Genomic DNA, 21424 nt, shown 5'->3' on the forward strand with positions numbered 1-21424 from the left:
AATAGTGTTTTAAAAGTATTCCGAATAAACAGATATTGCAAAAAGATTAAACTATGATCATCGAAATAAAAGTTCCTTCGCCAGGAGAATCTATAACGGAAGTAGAAATTGCTAGTTGGTTGGTTAATGATGGCGATGTTGTTAACAAAGATCAGGAGTTAGCAGAAATAGAATCGGATAAAGCTACGCTTACCTTAAATGCGGACAAAGCAGGAAAGATAAAAATATTAGTAGAAGCTGAACAAGCGGTAGCGGTTGGCGAAATTGCTTGTACCATTGATACATCGGTGGCTCCTGCGGAACCTGTTGAAACACCTGCTGCTCCAAGCGCAGAAGTAAGCGAAACAAAGGAGGAAGTTAAACCAAGCGAAAAGAAAGCTGTTTCTGAAGAATTATCTAAAGTTAAGGTAACGCCTGTGGCGCAAAACTTAATGGAAGAAGAAGGATGGACGGTTGAGGACGTAATCAATGGTCTTCATCGTATTTCGAAAAAGGAGATTGGAGCTATTAAAGAAGCAGGAGAAAATGTTGCAGCAAGTGCTGGTGTGCCTGCTGGTCTTTCGGCTCAGCCTAAGGAGAGGGAGCAGAACAGACAAAAGATGACTTCTCTGCGTAAAAAGCTAAGTGCGCGTTTGGTTGCTGTAAAGCAAGAAACAGCTATGCTGACTACTTTTAACGAGGTTGACATGACTAATATTATGGCCATGCGTAAAAAGTACCAAAACCTTTTTGTAGAAAAGCATGGGGTTAAATTGGGCTTTATGTCGTTCTTTATTAAAGCATCAGCTTTAGCTATGCAAAAGCATGCCATGGTTAACTCAATGATTGATGGTGATGAAATAGTAACACCTAATTATGTAGATGTTTCTGTTGCCGTTCAAACACCCAAAGGATTGATGGTTCCGGTTATTAGAAATACCGAGTCCATGAGTTTAGCGCAGATTGAAGATACCTTAAAGCAATTAGCGGTAAAAGCCAGAGCAGGTAAAATTAGTTTAGATGAGATGACAGGTGGAACTTTCACCGTGACCAATGGAGGTGTTTTTGGTTCTATGTTATCTACGCCTTTAATTAATCCTCCACAATCGGCTATTTTGGGTATGCATAATATCGTAGAGCGCCCAATGGCTGTAAACGGTAAGGTGGAGATTCGCCCTATTATGTACACCGCTTTATCCTATGATCATCGTATCATTGATGGGAAAGACTCTGTGGGCTTTTTGGTAACCCTTAAAAAGATGCTTGAAAATCCTGAGTTGATGTTAAGTGGTGGAGATGAACTACAGAAGTTAGTACTGGATTTATAAAAAAAACAAGCAGCTTGTATGTTTATTCCTAAACGATACAAGCTGCTTTACTGGTGCCAAAAGGTTTAATACCTCGAGGCTTGCCCCGAGGTTGTTCATTATATCTTCAATTTTATATTGCAACTGTTATTATTTATCACCATCCATCCAGCACACATTGAAGTGTATAAGGTTTGCTTTCTAATAAAGGAATATCTTCTAAATTATCTTCCAAGTAATTGCCACTTGCAACACCTGTAGCATTTTTAAAACGGTACGACCAACAATATCTAAGATTAGGATGGTCTTCAGAATAGGTAACTAGGTTATCCATTAATATAAGGTTCGAGAAATCTGAAAAGGCAATGAAATAACCTAAGCATTTATTTTTGCGAACATCTGCACCTGAACTATTGTACATATACATTCCGCAACTATTCATTACATTATCGTGTACATAAGTTGCACGATTATGTCCTTTATCTCCACCACTCGAATACTGAATGTATCCTAAACGTCCGTTTGCAGAACCATCTACCATTGTAATAGTATTTCGAGCAATAATATTATGTGTTTTATGCCAACTAACAATTGGCCCATCTACATATTTACTTTCGGCACCTTGTTCCATGGTATTATCTAAAATATATACGTTTTTTCCAGAAGCATTTACAATGTCGCCGCCTGCATTGTGATGGAAATTATTGTGCTCAATCAGAATGTCCTTATCGATACGACCAGCGCCTTCAATATCAATTCCGAATTGGGGCGCAGTACCATTAATATGATGTATCTCGTTATCTTTTACGTGCACACGTACACCTCCTACAACTGAAATGCCTTGACGACGGTTGTTGTAAATAGTATTGTTTGTAAAAGTAATATCTTCCGATTCTAGCACCAAAGAGCCATCGCCTGTTAAATCGCGAATTTTCATGTTATCTACCAAAACATTACTGTTGTTGTTCATGCAAATGCCATGGCCTTCATCATGTGCGGTACCTTCATCGCTTTCTCGGGGCGAATAAATATGCGTATCTCTATCGCCTACTATGCTACCATCTCGTATAATTATGTTATCGCCTTTTAAGCTTAAAACGCAATAGTTCCATTTGTTGTTGGTTTCGATACCAATAATAGCACCATCGCTAAATATAAATTCCGTATTACCGTAAATTTCTATTCCACCTTGATAAATGTCGTTTATCTCTTCGCCCACAAGGTATTCACCTGGCGGAAGTATTACTTGTGTATAGGCTTCGTCATGTGCCCAGTCAATTGCTGCCTGCAGATTGGCTGTAGTTTTTGCAGCATCAGAATAGTTGTTCGGGATATCCCAATGTTCTAGGTCGATTGTGTATGATGCTTTGTTTTCGATAACAGGTACTGCTACTTCAAAGTCCATTATGGGGAGACCATTGTCGTCTAGGTTTTCTTTATCAACATCTTTATAGGTGTTGTAGGAGTTTTCTTTTTTACAACTTGCAATAAGCAGAATGAAAATCAGTAGAAAGTTGGTTGTGTTATTCATAATATGAAAATGATTGAAGTGCTGAAATTAATATAAAACTTTGCGAAAACTTCAATTACAAAAACGAATCAATAGTTGATAAAGTATCACATTAGTAAAATAGTATTGATTTTCTATGTTTATTGCGGGTTTAATGCAAAAATCCTGAAAGGATTAAATATGAAAAGCCCTGTACGAAGTGCAGGGTTATGATTCGAAATATTATAGCAAACCCACACCTTAAACATGATGCAGCTGAGTGCTTGTCTATTATAAATTAGGGTTTGTATAGTTATCTTTTACCACTCATTTGGTTATCAAATACCTCTTTCGTTTTCATATACCCCGTTATTCATAGGATTTTACAACGCTATTATACCTATATCTATAAATATATTTGTTGTTGAGAAAAAGTAAATGTTAATCTATTAATAAGTATATGATGAAGGGTATTAAATCTACATTAGGACTTGCTTTAGTTTTGATTTCGTTTGTAGCATGTAATCAAAAAAAGAGCGAATCATGTTGTTCAGATCAAACAGAAACAAAACCAACAACAGAAGAAATTGATCATTTAGGAATTACTAATCCAGAATATTTAAGTGCAGCATCTAAGCGTGCATTAAAATGGCCTAAGCACGGTAATGAGTGGTTTATTGAGTTTGAAGTATTCGACTTAAAAGGTGACTTCGCTTACGAAGAGGGTGTCGTAAGAAGAGATCCAAGTGCTATCATTAAAGAGAACGGTAAATTTTATACATGGTATTCCAGAAGTACTGGTAAAGTAGATGGTTTTGCTGGAGATATTGAAAACGAAAAGGTTTTTCCTTGGGATAGATGTGATATTTGGTATGCTACTTCGGAGGATGGAATTACCTGGGATGAGCAAGGACCTGCAGTAACCAGAGGTGAAAAAGGGGCGTATGACGACCGTTCTGTGTTTACGGTAGAAATTATGAAACACGAAGGAAAATACTACTTGTGTTATCAAACCGTAAAATCGCCATATAATGTGCGTGTAAAAAATCAAGTAGGTTTAGCTTGGTCCGATTCTCCTGATGGACCATGGACTAAAAGCAAAGAGCCTATCTTAAGTCCTGCCGATAATGGTGTTTGGAAAGGTGATAAAGACAACCGTTTTATGGTAGAGAAAAAGGGTGATTTTGATAGTCATAAAGTACACGATCCATGTATTATTCCTTACAATGGTAAATTTTATTTGTATTATAAAGGTGAGCAAATGGGTGAAGAAATCACTTTTGGGGGTCGTCAAATTCGTCATGGTGTGGCTATTGCCGATAATCCTCAAGGACCATATGTGAAGTCAAAATACAATCCTATCAGTAACAGTGGACACGAAATTTGCGTGTGGCCTTATAATGGAGGTATTGCTTCATTAATTACTACAGACGGACCAGAAAAGAATACGATACAATGGTCGAAAGATGGAATCAACTTTAATATTATGTCTTCCATTCCTGGAGCTCCACATGCTATTGGTTTAAATCGTTCGGCAGATACCGAAAAGGAACCAACAGAGATTTTACGTATGGGACTAACGCATGAGTATGTAAGCTATGATTGGCAATATATTCGTGGTTTTAAATCGCACCGTAAAACAAGCCATGTGGCACCTGGTGAAGAAGGAAAAGAATAAACACTTTTGAAGGAAATTGTGATGAGGAGATTAATAATTGCTGGTTTATTCATAAGCAATGTTGTTTTGGCTCAGGACTGGAAAGATTTTCCAGTTCCAGCTGAAGCAGGAGACGGATATAAGTGGGAGATACAGGAAGACCCATCGGATGATTTCAACTATAGTTTTGAAGCAACAAACGCATTAACCACATTCGGAGATAAATGGACTAATTTTTACCACAATGGGTGGGATGGTCCAGGAACTACCTATTGGCAATATAATCATGTAGCTGTTGATGGTAACGATTTGGTGATTAATGCATCTCGCAATCCGAGTATCAGTAAAATGGGAGTACCAGGTGTTAATGCGGGTTGTATTACTTCTACCAATCGTGTTTTATATCCTGTATTTGTTGAGGCAAGCATTAGTGTTGCAGATATTGTTTTAGCGTCTGATGTTTGGCTGTTGAGTCCGGATGATACGCAGGAAATAGATATTATAGAATGTTATGGAGGGGCAGACCATGGCAATGCTTATTTTGCTGAGTTTATTCATTTAAGTCACCACTCCTTTATTCGTAATCCGTTTACGGATTATCAACCACGCGATAAAAATAGTTGGTGGAAAAGGTCAGGTGTAAATAGTTGGGGCGAATATTGTTGGAACGACGGCGATCGTAAATATGTTAGAGTAGGAGTAAACTGGATTAGTCCGTTCCATTTTGAATACTTTGTTGACGGAGAATTGCAAAGGGTTTTATATGATAAGGCATTTGCCACTAAAGTGGGCGATACCTGGTATTATACCTATCCAAGCATGACTGATGGTCAATTAGATTTTGAAGGTGGATACCAAAAAGCCAATCAGCATTCAACAAGTTCCACTTATTCGTTTGAATCATTAAAGGCAGCTAGTAATGTTTCGCAGGTAAGCGTTATCGACCCTTATAATTACCAAGGCGGTAATGGATTTACCAAGGAGCAGGACATTATTATTAATGTTGAATCGCAGGATTGGCATGTGGAAGCAGGCCGAACACCTAGCGATGCTGATTTATTAAATGATGCTAAAAATAAAATGAAGGTAGACTGGATTAGGGTATATAAACCAGTTGTGGATACGCATGTAAAAGAAACCAAGAAAAATAGCTTACGTGTATTCCCTAATCCTGTAGAGAATACTTTGTATGTAGAAAGAGAGTTATCTGATGATTTTAATTATCTTCAAATACTATCTATGTCTGGTTCTGTTTTATACAATCAGTCGGTAAAAAACAACGATACTACCTATAGAGTAGATGTTAGTTTTTTGTCACCAGGAGTATATATTGTGAATTTAGAGGGCAGCATAAGGGCAACACAAGTTTTTGTAAAGTCATAGAAATATGATTTGGGAATAAGGGTAGCCTGAGACTTTAATTAGTTTCAGGCTTTTTTTTGTTAGGACTAGTGGATTTTATTTCCTTCAATTTTACAAATTATGTTTTGACCATCCATAAAATAATAACTGATTCTTAAATACTGACCAGTTGAATCTATTATTCCTCCATGGATGGAAGTCTTTGAATATCCATATATATCATCAAACTCAGAATAGGAAAACTTTACTCCAGAAATCTCAAAACTTTCATTAGGTTGGTCTCGATTGTAGGCAGGAGAAAAGCTTTCAATTCTACCCTCAATCGTTTTATAATAATTATTTTTAATTATCTCTTTAACTTTTCTCCGCTCAATCAATTCTATCGGAATCTGAACAAGCATAACTATTAAGATGATAAAACCGAAAAAGGCAATAATGAAAGCGAAGAACTTTCCTATCATTGTAAAGTTTAGATTCGGAAAGAATCCCAAAGTCTGCATTGGATGATTAAAACCGTATCGTTTAATCAATTTAATCGCATTAACACTAAGAAAAATCAAACACATTGGAATCAAAAGGACATGCCACCGAAATGGGTCAAAATCCAAATTATATAAAACTTCAAATTCCATTTACTTCTTCTCCATATTAAATATCCATTTAATTTATTGCTAACTGTCAATATGAATCAAGATATTATTTCTATCACAATCTTCGGATAGCCAAGTTGCCCTGCCATTGGTGCCAACGGTATTGAATAAGGGGGCTTTAGTGCGTGTTGTGCACTTTTATTTCTCCTTTTGGTAAATCCAAAGGTGCACAATACATCTCATCTGACCAACTATAGTGCGTCTAAATATGTTAAGGGGAACTTCAAGCTTTAAAACAAAAGAGGCCATCTCATTTGAGACAGCCACCATTAAACTATGAAGTGTTGCTAAATATTAATTATTGCTTTGTGTTTTACTATAACGCATAGCAACCGTATTGTTATATGCTTCAATTAACTCGTTGAGTTTATTCACCAGGGAGGTTAGTGCTTCCGACGGGTTAAGCACCATATTGGCATCTATAAATGTGACTAATTCATCCCATTTAATAGTGGCCTCTTTAATTAACTCAACAGTTTTTACATCATCATCGTCCGCTTTTTCATCCAGACGATTTAAATACTGGGTATTAAACTGCTTGTTGGTACTAATCATATGATCGCACACATCGCTTAAGCCAAGTAATTCGATAGCTGCTGCAGCTTCAGGTTGTTTTAAATCATTACCTAAATTAGTTAATACTGAAGTTTGTGCCTGGTAATTTAATCTATATATTTTTTTACCATACTTGTCAATACTTCTTAAAATTAGACGAGCAGCTTCCGACTTAGCATCGTCGAAATGTCTTGTGTAGGCATCAGCAATGTTTTTTACAAGTCGAATATCTGTATCTCTATCGGTGTCTAATTCTGTTAAACTTGATGTAAATGCGCTTGCCAGCTCGTTTTTAAAGTTATTACTTAAATTAAGCGTAGCTTGCACCAGAGCATCAACTTGAGTTTGCAGCTTTAAAGCGGCAATATCTACTTTTTTACAGGTACTTCCTGCATCTTCAAAAAATTGTAGGCGTTCCGAATTTCTGTACTTCGAAAAGCTAGGATTTTGTTCCATAATCATTAAATTTTAAGAACTCAATTGGTTAAAGTCTATTTACATTAATCAGTTGAGTTAAGAGGTTAAACATTTAAAAACGCAACACTTCATAGTTATTGTTTAATATCACGGCTTCTTGCTTTATAGGCAATAAGCTATGGTATATTCTGTTATTCAACGTTATCAATACTTTAAATTATAATTTTTATATCAAGAGACCATATAAATCGTTAACAAAATTCAGATTAAACACATGATAGGCGTGCAATTTTTCACCAACTAAGACGCGCTGTCTAGGGCAGCGACTAAAAACACGACTTGCAAAGCTTCGTGCCCACGGCAGGAATGTTTCGGAGTGCCAAGAAAGCTTCGTGCCCTGGGCATTGCAGTATGGGAACGACAGAAAAGCTTCCTGCCAGCGGCGAGAAGCTTTGGGAATGAAAGGAAAGGTTCCTGCCGCGGGCATCAAGCCTTTTCCTGGAAAAAATGACGTCCTGCCCACAGGAGTTAAGCAAATAGGGGAGTTGAACAGGTTTAAATAACTAGCTATGGGTTTTAACCCAGAGAATTAAGATTTCGTACACCTGGGTTTTAACCCCAATATATAGGCTAAAGCCGACTATGCGCTTGTATAAATTTACCTAGGTTAAAACCTAGGGCTAGTAAATGATGATGAGTATGCTGATGGAATGATTTATGGACAATTATAGGTATATCCAGCTAAAAATTTTGTAATGATATTATATAACTGAAATGTAACTTTACATAAATAAATTCGTTTACAGATGATCCGTTTACACTGGTTTATGGCAGTTCTTGCTGTAATCTTAACATTAAACGAACCTATTTAAATATATTCAACACAACATAATTCCATTTAATAATGAGGAAACTCTACCTAAAGTATCTTATAGCATTAAGTATTATTTTCACCTGGTTCCAATCATCTGCGCAAGTTCAGAATATGGTACTTAACCCTAGTTTTGAGGTGTATGAAGAATGTCCTCAAGGTTACACTAATATGAATAGGTCGCATATATTAATACCTAACTGGACCTATCCAACGGCTACTACTCCCGATTATTTTAATGAGTGTGGTTTGGGCGAAGTAAAAGTGCCCGATAATTTTGCAGGATACAGCAAGGCTAAATCGGGTAAAGGTTACGTAGGAGCCATTTTAAGTGGTAGTAATCGCAATTTCAGAGAATACATTCAAGGTACCTTAGACGGCTCTATGGTTGCTGGTCAAAAGTATTGCATTTCATTCTGGTACAAATTAGCATCGGGAAGTAAATTTGCTGTTGACCAGTTGAGCATGCATTTTACAACCGCAAAAATACTTAATGATAACAATTCCTTTTTACAATTAACGGCCGATTTAACGAACAAAGAAGGTTTGTTTTTAGACAATACAGAAGAATGGGTGCAATTCTGTCAAGTATATACGGCAAAAGGAGGTGAGCAGTGCTTTGTTGTGGGTAACTTTAATAATTACGACCATACAAACTATGTAGTTACTGGTCGTGATACTAAAAATAAAAAAGGCAAATCATATGCATATTACTTTTTCGACGATTTTGATATGCGTCCGCTAGTTGATTGTAATATGTGTGCATGCGTTCCTAAAGATTTAAAAACCACGCTTATTGATTCCGCTTATACAGGAGGTCAAAATCCTTTTACGGGTCATGTAGATAAAATAAAAGATGATGGTATCATCAGCATAGGAATAACAGGAGGAGAAGCTCCTTATAATATTGAATGGAGTAACGGAACAAAAAATGCACGAAAAATTGAGCACCTAAAAGCAGGTTCATATACGTACTATGTAAGTGATAAAAACAATTGCCACTCGGAGGGTACTGTTATTTTTAAAGAGCCTGTACTGCCTAAGGATGCTTTTACCGAAGGATTGAGAAATATTGAAGAAGGAGGAGCGCTAATTTTAAATAATATTTTCTTCGAAACTGCTAAGAGTACGCTTTTACCCACTTCTTTTGAAGAGCTTGATAAAGTAGTTGATTTTTTAAAAGAAGGAACAGTTAGTTTGATTGAAATTAGTGGTCATACTGATGATGTGGGTTCTGATAAGTTAAATCAAAATTTAAGTCAACAACGCGCACAATCTGTAGTTAAGTATCTTGTTAGTAAGGGTGTCGAGGCTCAAAGAATTAAAGGTGTGGGGTATGGAGAATCTAGGTTTTTAGATACCAATAAAACCGAAGCTGGACGATCAAATAATCGTCGTGTCGAATTTTTAGTACTAAAAAAATAAGCGCTTAATGATGAATTCAAAAAAAATAAATATACTCGTCCTATCATTGCTAATATCAACTATTAGTTTAGCTCAGAATCCTAAAAGAGTAATTACTAGTAATTTATTCAAAGGCATGGAAGCGCGTACAAGCGCCGATATTGATAATGAACTTGATAAGGCTAAAGAAAGTTTAGATAAGGTATTATTAAAAGAACCTGAATCGGCCATGGCTCATTTAGGACTTGCCATGGTTTACTCCTACGATAAATATTCTAACAAAGACTTTATTAAAGGCTTGGCACACTTTAATAAAGCTTATAAGACACAATCGCAGTTTACAGACGGAGATATAGCTGTTATAGATGATTTGGTATTTAAACTAGATAGAACGAGAAGAAGTAGAGCTTTAAGTGACAATATGAGTTGGCTGCATCAACAGATAGAAGATAAGTTGATTAAGTTTATACGAGAGGAAAATAATACCGATTATGCCAAGAGTTTCTTAAATGAATTTCCTGATTCGAAATACTATGCCAATGTTTCACATATTCTGACCTACATAAAGTTTCGAGAAGCCGAGAATGAAAATACTGTTGCTGCATTGAATCAATTTTTAAAGGATTATCCAGAATCAGCTCAAGCTGATATAGCAAAAAAGATGCGCAATGACTTAGCCTATAAAAATGCTATAAGTGATGGCTCATTAAATAGTTATCAGAATTTTATTGAAAAATATCCGGAGGCTAAGCAGGTTGAAGAAGTTAAGAAGCTGATGGTAGGAATAGCTTTTAAAGAAGCATGCGATAAAAATACACTTGAAGCTATTGAGCGTTTTATGGTAGATTTTCCTCATTCATCAAAACTATCACAAGCCAAAGTCATAAAACATAAATTGCTTTTTGAGTGGGCTAAGCGTGAAAATAACTTAGAGGCTTACAATAAGTTTGTGTCTTCATGCCCCGATGGCAGTCGTTTTGTGGATATTTTCAATCTAAAAGCTAGTGTATTGGCAGAGCAGGTGCTTAAGGAGTTTCCATCCGAAAATTACCAGTTTATAAAAGGGTTTGATAACCAAGAATTGAATGATTTTGGCGGAGGAATTGCTAAACGCCCAAATGGAGAGCTGGTAGTAGCTGCATCATCGCGCAAAGCAGAAGGCCAAATGTATGACTCTTGGCTTTTAGGCTTAGATGCTAGTGGGAAAATGATTTGGAATATGTTTTTAGGAAACCGTTTTGATGATTTGGTAAACAAGGTTAGCATAAGTGCACAGAACGAAATTTACGTTGCAGGTATTACGGGCGCTATAACGGATAGTTTGAAAGGCCAAGGCTGGCTTTATAAACTTGATGCCAATGGCAACAATATATTTAATCAAAGAATTGATATTGATGAAGTACTTGATTTTGTAGTTTATCCCGACAATAATATTTTAATTGCAGGCTATAGCAAAAAAACAAATGAATCAACTTTTACGCCTAATTTGGTAAAACTCAATGCCAATGGTAAAAAGTTATGGTCGCGTGCTTACTCAGGTAAGGGTAAGGTTTATAGTTTAGCTAATGATGCGGAGGGCATTGCTTATGTTGCCGCTGGCAATTGGATTTTTGCTATTAATCAAGCAGGGTATTTAAAATGGGATTTATTATTGGATCAAGATATAAAATGTACCGCTGTAAGTATTAATACGAACAATAAATTAGTCTTTGCTGGTTTAAATCCTACAGGAGCTTTTGCAAGTGCATATAATATTGATGGAGAAAAGCTTTGGGAATCTCCTATTGGTGTTTCTGAAAATGGGAATGTTGAACAAATTATAGCCTTGCCAGATCATAGTTTTGTTATTGCAGGAACATTTAATAACAAAATAAAGGTTGTCCATATAGATGAAACAGGTAGTATTAAATCAGAAAAAGAATTTAGTTTGCCACAAGGAATTAAACTAAACGATTTGACCGCTATTGATGGTAATTTTATAGCCATCAGTGCTACAAGATTATCGGAAAAAGGTGATTTAATTGTTTTTAAAATGGAGCTATAGTGTAAAAATGCCTTGTTGCAGGTACTCTTCATCTAGCGAGGAAGGTTTAGATGGGTATAACTAGCTCTGGGTTTTAACCCAGAGAATTAAGATATGGTATACCAGGGTTTTAACCCAAATATATTTAGGCTAAAGCCGACTGTGCGCTTGTGTATATTTACCTAGGTTAAAACCTAGGCCTAGTGAATGATGATGAATATGCTGATGGAATGATTGCTACAATTCAATCACTTTGTTAGCAAAATCCAACACTTTGTTTTTACGTGATACGATAAAGGCAATATCTACTTGTTGCTTGCATTTTTCAATGATATAATGCACATCTTCTTCGTCCAGCGAAGAAAACACTTCATCTAATATTAACACTTTAGGCTGACAAATTAACGCTCTTAAAAAAGCTACCTTTTGCTTTTGTCCGTCGGAAAGGTTAACACCATCCTTACCAATTACCCAATCGAGATGAGAGGTTTCTTTTAGTCCGATAAACTGGATAAATTCTTCTTTAAAATCAGGATTAATGGATGTTCCGCTGTATTCAATGTTTTGTAGGATACTACCATTAATCATTAGGCTGTCAGTTCCTAGATAGATGCAAAGCTTTCTTTTTTGAGCTGCAGATATGTTGTTTTGCTCATTAAATAAAATATGGCCTTGCGTAGGCAAATAGAATTCAGGTATAAGGTTTAATAAGGTTGTTTTTCCTGTACCCGTTTTTCCTTTTACCCCAACAATATCACCTTTATAAAACTGGTAGTTTATGTTTTCTATAACAGAGCGCTGATCATCGGGATATGAAAAGCTGACGTTTTTGAATTGAAGCGATTCAACATGCTCCAGAGAGTTTTTTTCTGCTGTCGTGGTAGACTGCTCTTCTTCTTCATCTAACAGGTTGAAAATCTTTTTGGTGCTGACTAAGGCAACATGTAGCTGCCCCCATGCTTGCGCTACTTTTTTAACAGGTTTGTAGGCTGTTTTTACCAGATATAAAAAGAAAACAATATCACCTAAAGTACCTGAACCTTGTGCCAGCTTATAACTGTAAAACACATAAATCACAGATAGAACAATCATTCCTAAGAAATCACTTCCCGGGTTTAAGGCAAATTTTAGTTTAATAAGTTTCAGGTTATGGCGGTAGTTTTCCTCAACCAAACCATTAAAAGTATCTACTTCCTCTTGCTCTTTCTTGTATGATTTAACTAGCTTAATGCGGTTTATCTTTTCTTCTAAAAATGCTGTGTAGTCACCTACGTTATCCGTTATTTTTTTACTCACTTTTTTAATGTGCTTGGTAATTCGGTCTATTAAAATAAGTGATAATGGAAAGTATAAAATAGTGAATAAGGAAAGCTCCCAACTCATGTAAAACATGACCGGTATAAAGATGAGCAAGTAGATAGATGCTCTGGCCACTTCAATCAGCAGGTCAATAATTTCATTCAGCGTGCTTACATCATAGGTTATTCTGGAAACAACGTCTCCAGTCTTATTTTTATGAAAAAAGAAATAGGGTAGACGTACTACTTTATCATAAATATCGGATTTGAAATTTAGCAATATTTTTTGCGTAGCGGCATTCATAAATACTCTGCGCAGGTAATTAAATAGGGATAGTAGGAAATATAAACCGACAAAAATAAGGCACAATACCAGCATGCCTTCTAGTATGTCATCTTTACCTTTTAAGGTATCATTAAAAATTTTTACTTTCTCGTTGGTGATGGGGTTTTTGATGCTGAATTTTGCAGGCAGCTTGGCATTTTTTATCATTCCATCGGCAAAGGTTCCAGAAAACTTATCGATTAAATCAATCAGGAATTTGAGCATAGAACCCGTAAATAGCTCTACCAAGCCCATTAATAGGGTGGCTAATACGCCGAGTGAAATAAGCTTTCTTTCTTTTTTGACGTACTTATATAGTCGTTGGGAATTACTTTGCATATTGTTTTAATTAAGGATTAAGATGAAAGTATAAATACATAAGACTGATTTGCAAGAAAATATAAGAATAGCCTTTCGTCTTTATACTTTTGTCTTATAGATTTCTATTTCGTGTACGCTGTTTCTAATTGATCGAAGGTATATTCCTTTTTTACAGAAATGGTTTGCCAGGTATCATTAGCAATTGATGTAACAGGAACGGTTAATCGCCCTCCTAATAAATGAGGACGTAATGAGTTTTGGTTATCTATTTTATGGTCGTCGGGAATAAACTCAGCATGGCGGTTTGTCGACATAATATGTATTCCTCTTTCGCGTAAAATAGCTGCACTGGTTATTTGTGGTAACTCTCTGATGTCGGCATAATCTACTATTCGGCCAGATTCGCCATAGTAGGTAAGGCCAATAGCTGCAACGGCCCCAATAATTCCATCGTTGGTTCCTCCATGCCCTGACAAATGAACGCCTTTAGCGGCTTCCTTAGCTTCGGCTTGTGAGGTTTTTGTGCCCGTACATTTTATACCAAAGCTAATTAAAGGGCTTAAATCGTCATTTTCAGATGCCACGCAAAAACCTGGATCGCTACCTTCGAAAAAGTTATTTTTGATATGCGCAATACCTAACTTTATTAAACGCTCGCGGTACGATTCATCAGGCGCTTCAATAACGCAGCATAAAGAAGAGTTGTGCGAAGTCATAGGCACATCAGGCGAGTGTAATAACTGCTGACGCACCACCATCGTTTGTTTACATTCCGCCGGAATAATATCGCCAAACCATCGCGCTAACTTACCTGTTCCTCTTCCACAATCAATGGTGTCTGTATCGTCAAATGCTACGTAAAATATCATTTTATTTTTTTTAGTATCGAGTGTTTTGCTAAATAACTTGTGTTTCTAGTTTCCGATGCAAAGTATGATTGTACATGTAATCAAAATGGTGATGCATCGATTGATTTATATTTCTCATCTCCTGGGTTAAAACTCAGGGCTATTTATATTTTCGCACCTACAGTGCTTGATTTACATGATGTCAATAATCAATAGGAAAAGATGAATAACTATTCTGATCAACAAATCACTTCCTACAGCTAAATGCGTATTTCATTAGCGAACTGTAAATCCCGTTTTCCCTTCTCCTTGTTCCCTTTCGCCTTCTTTTCTAAGCTGTAAATCACTGCCTACTGCCAACTGTGTACTGCTTCTAAAGCTGTAAATTCCTTTCTCCTTTTTTCTTTCTGCTTTCTCCTTCTTTTTTAAGCTGTAAATTAAAGCGTAAAACTCAATCCCACTCTAATATTACGCCCTACAATTTCCGACTCGGTAACAGCGCCTTGCTTTATCTCTATCTTTTCGTTGAATAAATTAACCGCGTTTACATATACACTTCCCCAAGGTTTAAAGAAATATTTTAAACGAGCATCCCATTGTGTGTATGGCTGATAAACTTGTGCATCTATTAAAGTGCCTTCATCCGTTCCACCCGCAATATACCTATTGCCCACATGGTTAACCCCCAAGGAAAACTGTAATTTTAAACCTGAGTTAAAGTAATCTAACGAAGAATTGGTCATGTATTCTGGTTGTTCATTTAATCTGCGCAGCTCGCTTGTGCTGGCATCTCTAACTTCTGAGCCCAACCACGAAAGATTACTATTCAGGGTAAGCTCATTCTTTTTATAGGATAAAAGAATCAGGTGCAAATCCACATCTAATCCCCATATCAGTCCGCTGTCTACATTTACTGACTGAATGACCTGATAGCCCGTATTATCATCAATACCTACGTTTTTCTTCTCAATTACATCGCGCATCACACTATAAAAACCCCGGAATGTGATATAACTGTTATTCTCAAAATATTTTTCAACGCCAGCGCCCATGGTGTATGCTTCCGAAGGAAGTAAATCTTTATTTCCTCTTTCGATAGTTGATTTTTTGTGCTTTATTTTATCGATAGGAACCTGCGCATTAAAAGGTGGACGAGATATTTGACGTGCTACATCGGCCTTAAAAAATAGTTTATCGTTGTGTTGGTATTTGGTATGCAACGATGGGTTAAAAGAGGTGTAAGTAAAATCACCTTTATCATCAATGGTTTCGTAGGAGCGGGTGTCGTAATCCAAACGCAAAGAAGGAACCACTTGCCATTTATTTAGGAGTATTTCATCCGTTGCATATGCGCTGGCTCTATATTCACTTAAATCGTATGAGCCATCGGTAATATCATCCCAAAACATGTTGCCATGTATTTTTGTGTATACCATCCGGGAATAATCGCGCCATAAACCTGATGCTCTCACACCTAGTTTTAGGGTCTGCTTATTCAGTATTTTTCGGTAATCACTGCGAAATACAGATTCCGAGTTCTGTTGGTCTTCATCCTCTAATGTTTCTGTAAGTCCAGATGATTTAGCTGTTAAACGCCATCTATCTTTTTTATCAAAGTGTTGCGAAAAGTTTAAGGAATTAGTCCATCTCCAATCACTGCCTTTGGTTTCGTAACTTAAAGTTTGTGTATGTAGCCTTCTGATTTTAGTATCAGAAGCAGTGTCAGAGGTAAAGTTTAAAGAACCATCAGAACGATGTTTTATATCGGCTACAAAATCCAATGTTTCGTTGTAATCGCTGTAAAAAGTTTCAAATTTCAGTTTAGAGTTTTTGTTTAATTCGTAGTTTAAACTTCCCGTAAAACCATGAATTTTCACGTTGATGTCATCCAGTTCTGTTCCTGATATTTCACCATCAGAAAGTGTGTTGAGGTTAATGCGGTTAAACTGATTGTAGCTATAACTTGCTATAAATGATAGTTTTTCGTACGAATTCCCGAAGGTTACAGACATATCCGGATTTAAACTGCCTTTTGTTGAAGTATGGTCGAGCGCGATATTGGCATTGAAGTATTTTTCGTCGGGCGCATCTTTTAGTTTGATATTAACCACACCCATGGCTGCATCGGCACCCCATTCGGCAGGTGGATTGTAAATAATCTCCACTTCTTCCACCATTTCAACAGGTATTCTATCCAGTTTTAAATCTCTGTAATCCTCGCCACCTGCAGGCCTGTTTCCATTGATTAATACCGACTGAAATTGTTTATCTAAGCCACCCATCATAATATTCCTATTAAATGAAGGAGGACCTTGTACAAATATTCGGGGTAAGCGTTTTAATATATCACCAACGGAATGGTTGCCATAATTATTTAGCTCTTTGCTACTAATTACAATTTTAGCCGGAGTAGATTCTTTCTGCTGTTCTATAGCATCCGTTTTTGCTTTAGCTTCAACGGTTACCTCTTTTATATGATGCACCTTTTGAGCATGCCCAACGGTTAGTGCAAATATTAGAAAGAAAGCAAGTAATAAATTTTTAAGCATGATAGAAGTGGTAAGCAATAAAAAACCTGTTAGGCTTTAAAAACCTAACAGGTTCAGTTTAAGGAATAGTTTTACTCGGTGTACTCGTATACCTTTAAAGCAAAGCTTCCTGGTATTGTATTTTTAATGTGTATTTTGATGTTTTTGTCATCAGCTTCGGTTAAGATGTACTTTTCGTCGCCTGTATGACTTTTATTCTTATCTAAGAAATCTTTTCCTTTAGCTACATCTTTGTAAAAAGTTGTACCATCGGCATGTAATACCGAACCCATAATGTCTGCAGTATATTCTCCTGCTGCATCTGGTGAATCTACTTCTTTCCAAACGATAGCTAGGTGCTTAGAACCATCATACTTCACTTTAAACCCTAAAATTTCATCTTGTTTAATAGTTAATTCAGTCCAAGTTTCAGAAACTTCTAGATCGGCATAATCTACAGTTATTACACTTGTAGTCTTAGCTCTAAGAGCAAAAGTGCCTGGCGTTTCAGTTCCTCCAATGGTAACTTTTATTAAAAAGTTTACTTCTCCTATAGCCAAAGGGAATGATTTTATTTTATCTCCATAACCATTGTCTTTATCTTCAATATATGGGGTGATTCCATCCATTAAAAAGGCTGAAATTTTCACATCACCTGTGTAATCACGATCTTCGCCTTGTCCTGCTGATTCAGCCCACTCTACGTAAGCCGTAGTTGAACCTGCATCGCAAGTTACTTTATACCATAACTCATCTCCAACTTTAATTTCGTCTTCTACCCATTTATTATCAGAAGTCATTTCTGTTGGCTTTACATCAGGATTAACATCATCTTTGGTACAAGATGCAAATGTTACCACGCTGGCTAAAAAGAATAATCGTATAAATAAGTTGTTTAATTTCATAATTGTTTGTTGTATTTAGTTTGTTTTAAAAATCGGTACATAGGTTTAATAGTGCAAGCTCAGTAGCATAGAGGTGTTGCAATTAAGATGCTTGGCTGCTATACTAACTGCGAACTGTCACTCCATTAATGAAAATCTACCCCATGAATCATTCTTAAGGAGTGCTCAATGGTTGGAATTATTTCGTTTAGATATTCGTTAACAGCCTTGGGGCTTCCTGGTAATACATACACTAAAGTACTTCCCATAACACCTGCAATACTTCTGCTAATAAGTGCATTGGGTTTTTCTGATCCATACTTTACTCTGATGTGTTCCATAATGCCAGGTATTTCTTTGTCGAGCATAGGTTTAACCACATCAGGAGTAATATCTCTTTTAGCTAAACCAGTACCACCTGTAGTAATAATGATATCGTATTTATCGTCCTTAGCTTTTTTCAGAGCTTCTTGAATCATGGCTTCATCATCGGGTAATATTTTATTGTCGATGGTGAAATGTCTTCCAGTATTTTCGAAAAATCCTGTCATCATTTTCTCAGCAAAAGGACCGCTTTTATCTTCGTAAATACCTTTAAAAGCTCTGTCACTTAATGTAATAACTAAGGTTTTTATTACGCGTGGCTGATATTCAAAAGTATCACCAGGCTTTAACTCACCCTCTTTAATTACCTGACAAAAGATTCCTTCTACAGGCATAACGCAATCACCAATTTGCTTCATAATATCGCAACCTTGATGACATTTTTTACCTATCTGAGTTACTTCTAAAACTACATCTTTATGCACAAATCGGTCGAATATGTTAGTTTTATGAAGCTCTATACCTTCCGTTGTAATATTCTCAGCAAATACACCAAGGTCTAATTTAGTTCCTTCTTTTTTAGCTTCCATCTTGCGGTAGCTCTCAATAGCCAACATACTAATTTGACGATGCCAGTGACCTGAATGCGCATCACCATCCATACCTTTAAAGTTGATGGTTGCTTTAGGAATGGGCTGTTTAATAGTGCCCTTTTCAGAAGATGTATTTAGAGATATAACTTTTATAGTACTCATTATTCTTTTGTTTTTTCGATGAGTTTAATACTGCGCATCACCATATTTTTATCAACCGCTTTACACATATCGTAAATGGTTAGTAATGCTACGTTTACTGCAGTAAGTGCTTCCATTTCAACGCCTGTTTTACCAATGCATTTACTCATGGCCTTAACTTCAATACCATCTTCGTGTACGATAAATTCAACCTCAACTTTAGAAAGTTGTAAGGGGTGGCACAAAGGAATTAGGTTTGAAGTCTGCTTGGCACCCATGATACCAGCAATGCGGGCAGTGGACAAAACATCTCCTTTTTTTAGCGTGTTGGCATTTACTTGTTTCATAGTTTCTGCGGATAGCTGAATAAAACCAGTTGCTCGCGCCGTTCTGGTTTGATCAGGTTTTGCAGAAACGTCTACCATGTTGGCTTCTCCCTTTTCATTTATATGCGATAATTTGCTCATATCCTTTTTGTTTTCTTACCCACCTATATTATAAAAGCCATGTTTATGACTTGTTTTTCCTTTTTCTGGTTTGTTTTGTAGCGCTGAATTAAACGCCTTCTCAATACCTAATTCTTTAATACTGTATGCCTGATTGCTAAATAAGCAAGGTTTTAAATATCCATCGGCACTTAATCGTAAGCGATTACATATAGAACAATTTCCACCCTGACCACCTTCAACTTGCGAAAAGGTTCCTGTTTCAAGGTTCATTTGTTTGATGTACTGAATTTTTAATTCTTCCTGTTGACAGAATTCTTCTAATTTTTCTAACTCATCCTTATTAGAAGAATCCATCTTAACTACATTAATCTTTACAGGAGTAAGTTGCACTTCTTTAGCGGTTTCTATTCCTTTAAAGACATCTTCAATGTTGCCACCTCGTGTAACATCTTTAAATTTGTCAGGATTCAGCGAGTCAAGGCTAATGTTTACTCTGCTTAGCCCAGCTTCTTTTAGCTCGCTGGCGTATTTAGAGAGTAAAATTCCATTGGTAGTCATGCTAATTTCATCAATATGTTCAATAGCTTTGAGCATTTTCACCAAACTAACTATTCCCTTTCTAACCAGCGGTTCTCCACCAGTTAATCGTATTTTTTTTATACCGAACTTCTCTGCACCTATTCGAGCTACTTCCGCTATTTTTTCCAATGAAAGAACCTCATCATGACGCATCAATTGAATACCTTCAGCAGGCATACAATAAGTACATCTTAAGTTACAGCGGTCGGTTACCGAAATTCTTAAATAGTTAATCTCTCTTTTATATCCGTCTAACATCAACTATCTCTCCTTCACTAAATTTTGATACTCCAATAGGCATTTGAATTAGCGCATTGGCATGCACTAAAGCATTAATATGCGCAGCACCATGGTATTCAACTGGCATAACCGTTAGGTCTTCTTTTAAAAATGCTGGTATAAATTTTAACCTATCTGTTTTTTTACGGATGTACTCTGCGCTAATTTTGGCTTTAACTATAGTAGGCTCTAACTCGTACCCCATTAACTGATATAAAAATGGCTTGATGTATAATTCGAACTGAACGTACGATGAAGCAGGGTTTCCTGCTAAGCCAAAGCAATATTTGTTTTTATTTTTGGCAAAAATTAAAGGCTTACCTGGTTGTACGGAAATTCTGCTGATTAAAGTCTCAAAACCTAAAGCTTCTATTACTGAAGGGATAAAATCAAAGTCGCCTTCCGAAACTCCACCCGATAAAATAACTACATCACTTTTTTCAAAGGCGTAGGCAATTTTCTGTTTGGTTTCTTCAAAGTCATCCGTAATAATACCTCCATATTTTCCGGTAATACCAATTTCCTCAATTTGAGCCATCATTTGCGATGAGTTGGTATTTCGAATTTGAAAGGGGAGAGGTTGTTCTGATGGTTCAACTAACTCGCTCCCTGTGGCGAAAACAGATACTCTTGGTTGACATTTAACTTCAGGATTTGTAATTCCTGCGCCAGCCAAAATAGGCATATGTCGCGAATTAAGAAGGGTGTTTTTGGGAAGTGCCAAATCTCCAACTTTCACATCTTCGCCTGTATAACAAATATTGGATTTAGTTTTATCGATAGTAAAAGAAACTCTATTCTCTTTTTCCTCCGCGTACTCTCTCATTACCACACAGTCGGCACCTTCAGGAACTACAGCTCCCGTCATGATTTTAGCACATTGGTTTTCTCCAATTTCATGTTCAGGTTTTTTACCTGCATGTACCACCTCTAAAATATCAAGCTCCTTGGCTATATCACTCATTTTGCAGGCATATCCATCCATCGCTGATTTGTTGAAAGGAGGTAGCGCAACATCGTAAAAAGTATCTGCAGCCAGAACCCTATTATGCGCACTCTTTAACGGTACTTTCTCTGTACCTAACACTTCAACATTCGTAAGAATAGTTTGGATAGCCTCTTTAAAATCTATCATCGTTAT

Annotated in this window: 16 protein-coding genes; 5 read left to right on the forward strand and 11 right to left on the reverse strand. The window is 36.5% G+C overall.

Annotation, left to right across the window (positions count from 1 at the left end):
* The first annotated feature begins 53 nt into the window (after positions 1–53).
* Positions 54–1307, forward strand: a complete 1254-nt coding sequence (odhB, locus tag A8L32_RS01455) for a 2-oxoglutarate dehydrogenase complex dihydrolipoyllysine-residue succinyltransferase (RefSeq protein WP_075589916.1) — start codon at positions 54–56, stop codon at positions 1305–1307.
* 136 nt (positions 1308–1443) lie between these two features.
* On the opposite strand, the gene A8L32_RS01460 is transcribed toward odhB, so the two are convergent.
* Positions 1444–2817: a right-handed parallel beta-helix repeat-containing protein gene (locus A8L32_RS01460; RefSeq protein ID WP_075589917.1), complete on the reverse strand. Its 1374-nt coding sequence runs from the start codon at positions 2815–2817 to the stop codon at positions 1444–1446.
* A gap of 421 nt (positions 2818–3238) precedes the next feature.
* Here A8L32_RS01460 and A8L32_RS01465 point away from each other — a divergent pair, with 421 nt between their 5' ends.
* Both A8L32_RS01465 and A8L32_RS01470 read left to right on the forward strand, forming a co-directional pair.
* Positions 3239–4453 (forward strand): glycoside hydrolase family 117 protein, encoded by a 1215-nt coding sequence (locus A8L32_RS01465; protein ID WP_075589918.1) that lies wholly within the window; start codon positions 3239–3241, stop codon positions 4451–4453.
* Between the two features lie 21 nt (positions 4454–4474).
* A complete protein-coding gene (locus tag A8L32_RS01470) occupies positions 4475–5815 on the forward strand; it encodes a T9SS type A sorting domain-containing protein (RefSeq protein WP_075589919.1) in 1341 nt (446 codons plus the stop codon).
* Between the two features lie 65 nt (positions 5816–5880).
* Here the strand turns inward: A8L32_RS01470 and A8L32_RS01475 are convergent, their stop codons facing one another.
* Together A8L32_RS01475 and A8L32_RS01480 are read right to left on the reverse strand one after the other, a co-directional pair.
* Positions 5881–6324, reverse strand: a complete 444-nt coding sequence (locus A8L32_RS01475) for a hypothetical protein (RefSeq protein WP_143524983.1) — start codon at positions 6322–6324, stop codon at positions 5881–5883.
* 414 nt (positions 6325–6738) lie between these two features.
* Positions 6739–7455, reverse strand: a complete 717-nt coding sequence (locus A8L32_RS01480; protein WP_075589921.1) for a DUF6261 family protein — start codon at positions 7453–7455, stop codon at positions 6739–6741.
* Between the two features lie 865 nt (positions 7456–8320).
* Here A8L32_RS01480 and A8L32_RS01485 point away from each other — a divergent pair.
* Positions 8321–9712: an OmpA family protein gene (locus A8L32_RS01485; RefSeq protein WP_075589922.1), complete on the forward strand. Its 1392-nt coding sequence runs from the start codon at positions 8321–8323 to the stop codon at positions 9710–9712.
* Positions 9713–9719: 7 nt separating this feature from the next.
* The gene (locus tag A8L32_RS01490; protein WP_143524984.1) at positions 9720–11735 is read left to right on the forward strand and encodes a hypothetical protein; all 2016 of its coding nucleotides are present in this window, start codon (positions 9720–9722) and stop codon (positions 11733–11735) included.
* 216 nt (positions 11736–11951) lie between these two features.
* Here A8L32_RS01490 and A8L32_RS01495 read toward each other — a convergent pair whose 3' ends face one another.
* From A8L32_RS01495 to A8L32_RS01530, 8 genes are all read right to left on the reverse strand, one after another.
* A complete protein-coding gene (locus A8L32_RS01495) occupies positions 11952–13676 on the reverse strand; it encodes an ABC transporter ATP-binding protein/permease (protein ID WP_075589924.1) in 1725 nt (574 codons plus the stop codon).
* A gap of 104 nt (positions 13677–13780) precedes the next feature.
* Positions 13781–14527, reverse strand: a complete 747-nt coding sequence (locus A8L32_RS01500; protein ID WP_075589925.1) for a hypothetical protein — start codon at positions 14525–14527, stop codon at positions 13781–13783.
* A 416-nt stretch (positions 14528–14943) separates the two neighbouring features.
* Positions 14944–17055, reverse strand: a complete 2112-nt coding sequence (locus A8L32_RS01505; RefSeq protein ID WP_075589926.1) for a TonB-dependent receptor plug domain-containing protein — start codon at positions 17053–17055, stop codon at positions 14944–14946.
* A 71-nt stretch (positions 17056–17126) separates the two neighbouring features.
* Positions 17127–17939: a hypothetical protein gene (locus A8L32_RS01510; RefSeq protein ID WP_075589927.1), complete on the reverse strand. Its 813-nt coding sequence runs from the start codon at positions 17937–17939 to the stop codon at positions 17127–17129.
* A 125-nt stretch (positions 17940–18064) separates the two neighbouring features.
* The gene (locus tag A8L32_RS01515) at positions 18065–18997 is read right to left on the reverse strand and encodes an MOSC domain-containing protein (RefSeq protein ID WP_075589928.1); all 933 of its coding nucleotides are present in this window, start codon (positions 18995–18997) and stop codon (positions 18065–18067) included.
* Positions 18997–19443, reverse strand: a complete 447-nt coding sequence (moaC, locus tag A8L32_RS01520) for a cyclic pyranopterin monophosphate synthase MoaC (protein WP_075589929.1) — start codon at positions 19441–19443, stop codon at positions 18997–18999. Before moaC ends, A8L32_RS01515 begins: the two co-directional genes overlap by 1 nt.
* A 15-nt stretch (positions 19444–19458) precedes the next feature.
* On the reverse strand, positions 19459–20262 hold the full coding sequence (locus tag A8L32_RS01525) for a GTP 3',8-cyclase MoaA (RefSeq protein ID WP_075589930.1): 804 nt from the start codon (positions 20260–20262) through the stop codon (positions 19459–19461).
* Positions 20246–21418, reverse strand: a complete 1173-nt coding sequence (locus tag A8L32_RS01530) for a molybdopterin molybdotransferase MoeA (protein ID WP_075589931.1) — start codon at positions 21416–21418, stop codon at positions 20246–20248. Before A8L32_RS01530 ends, A8L32_RS01525 begins: the two co-directional genes overlap by 17 nt.
* Positions 21419–21424: the final 6 nt, after the last annotated feature.

This window comes from Labilibacter marinus, assembly GCF_001659685.2.
Lineage (GTDB): Bacteria > Bacteroidota > Bacteroidia > Bacteroidales > Marinilabiliaceae > Saccharicrinis > Saccharicrinis marinus.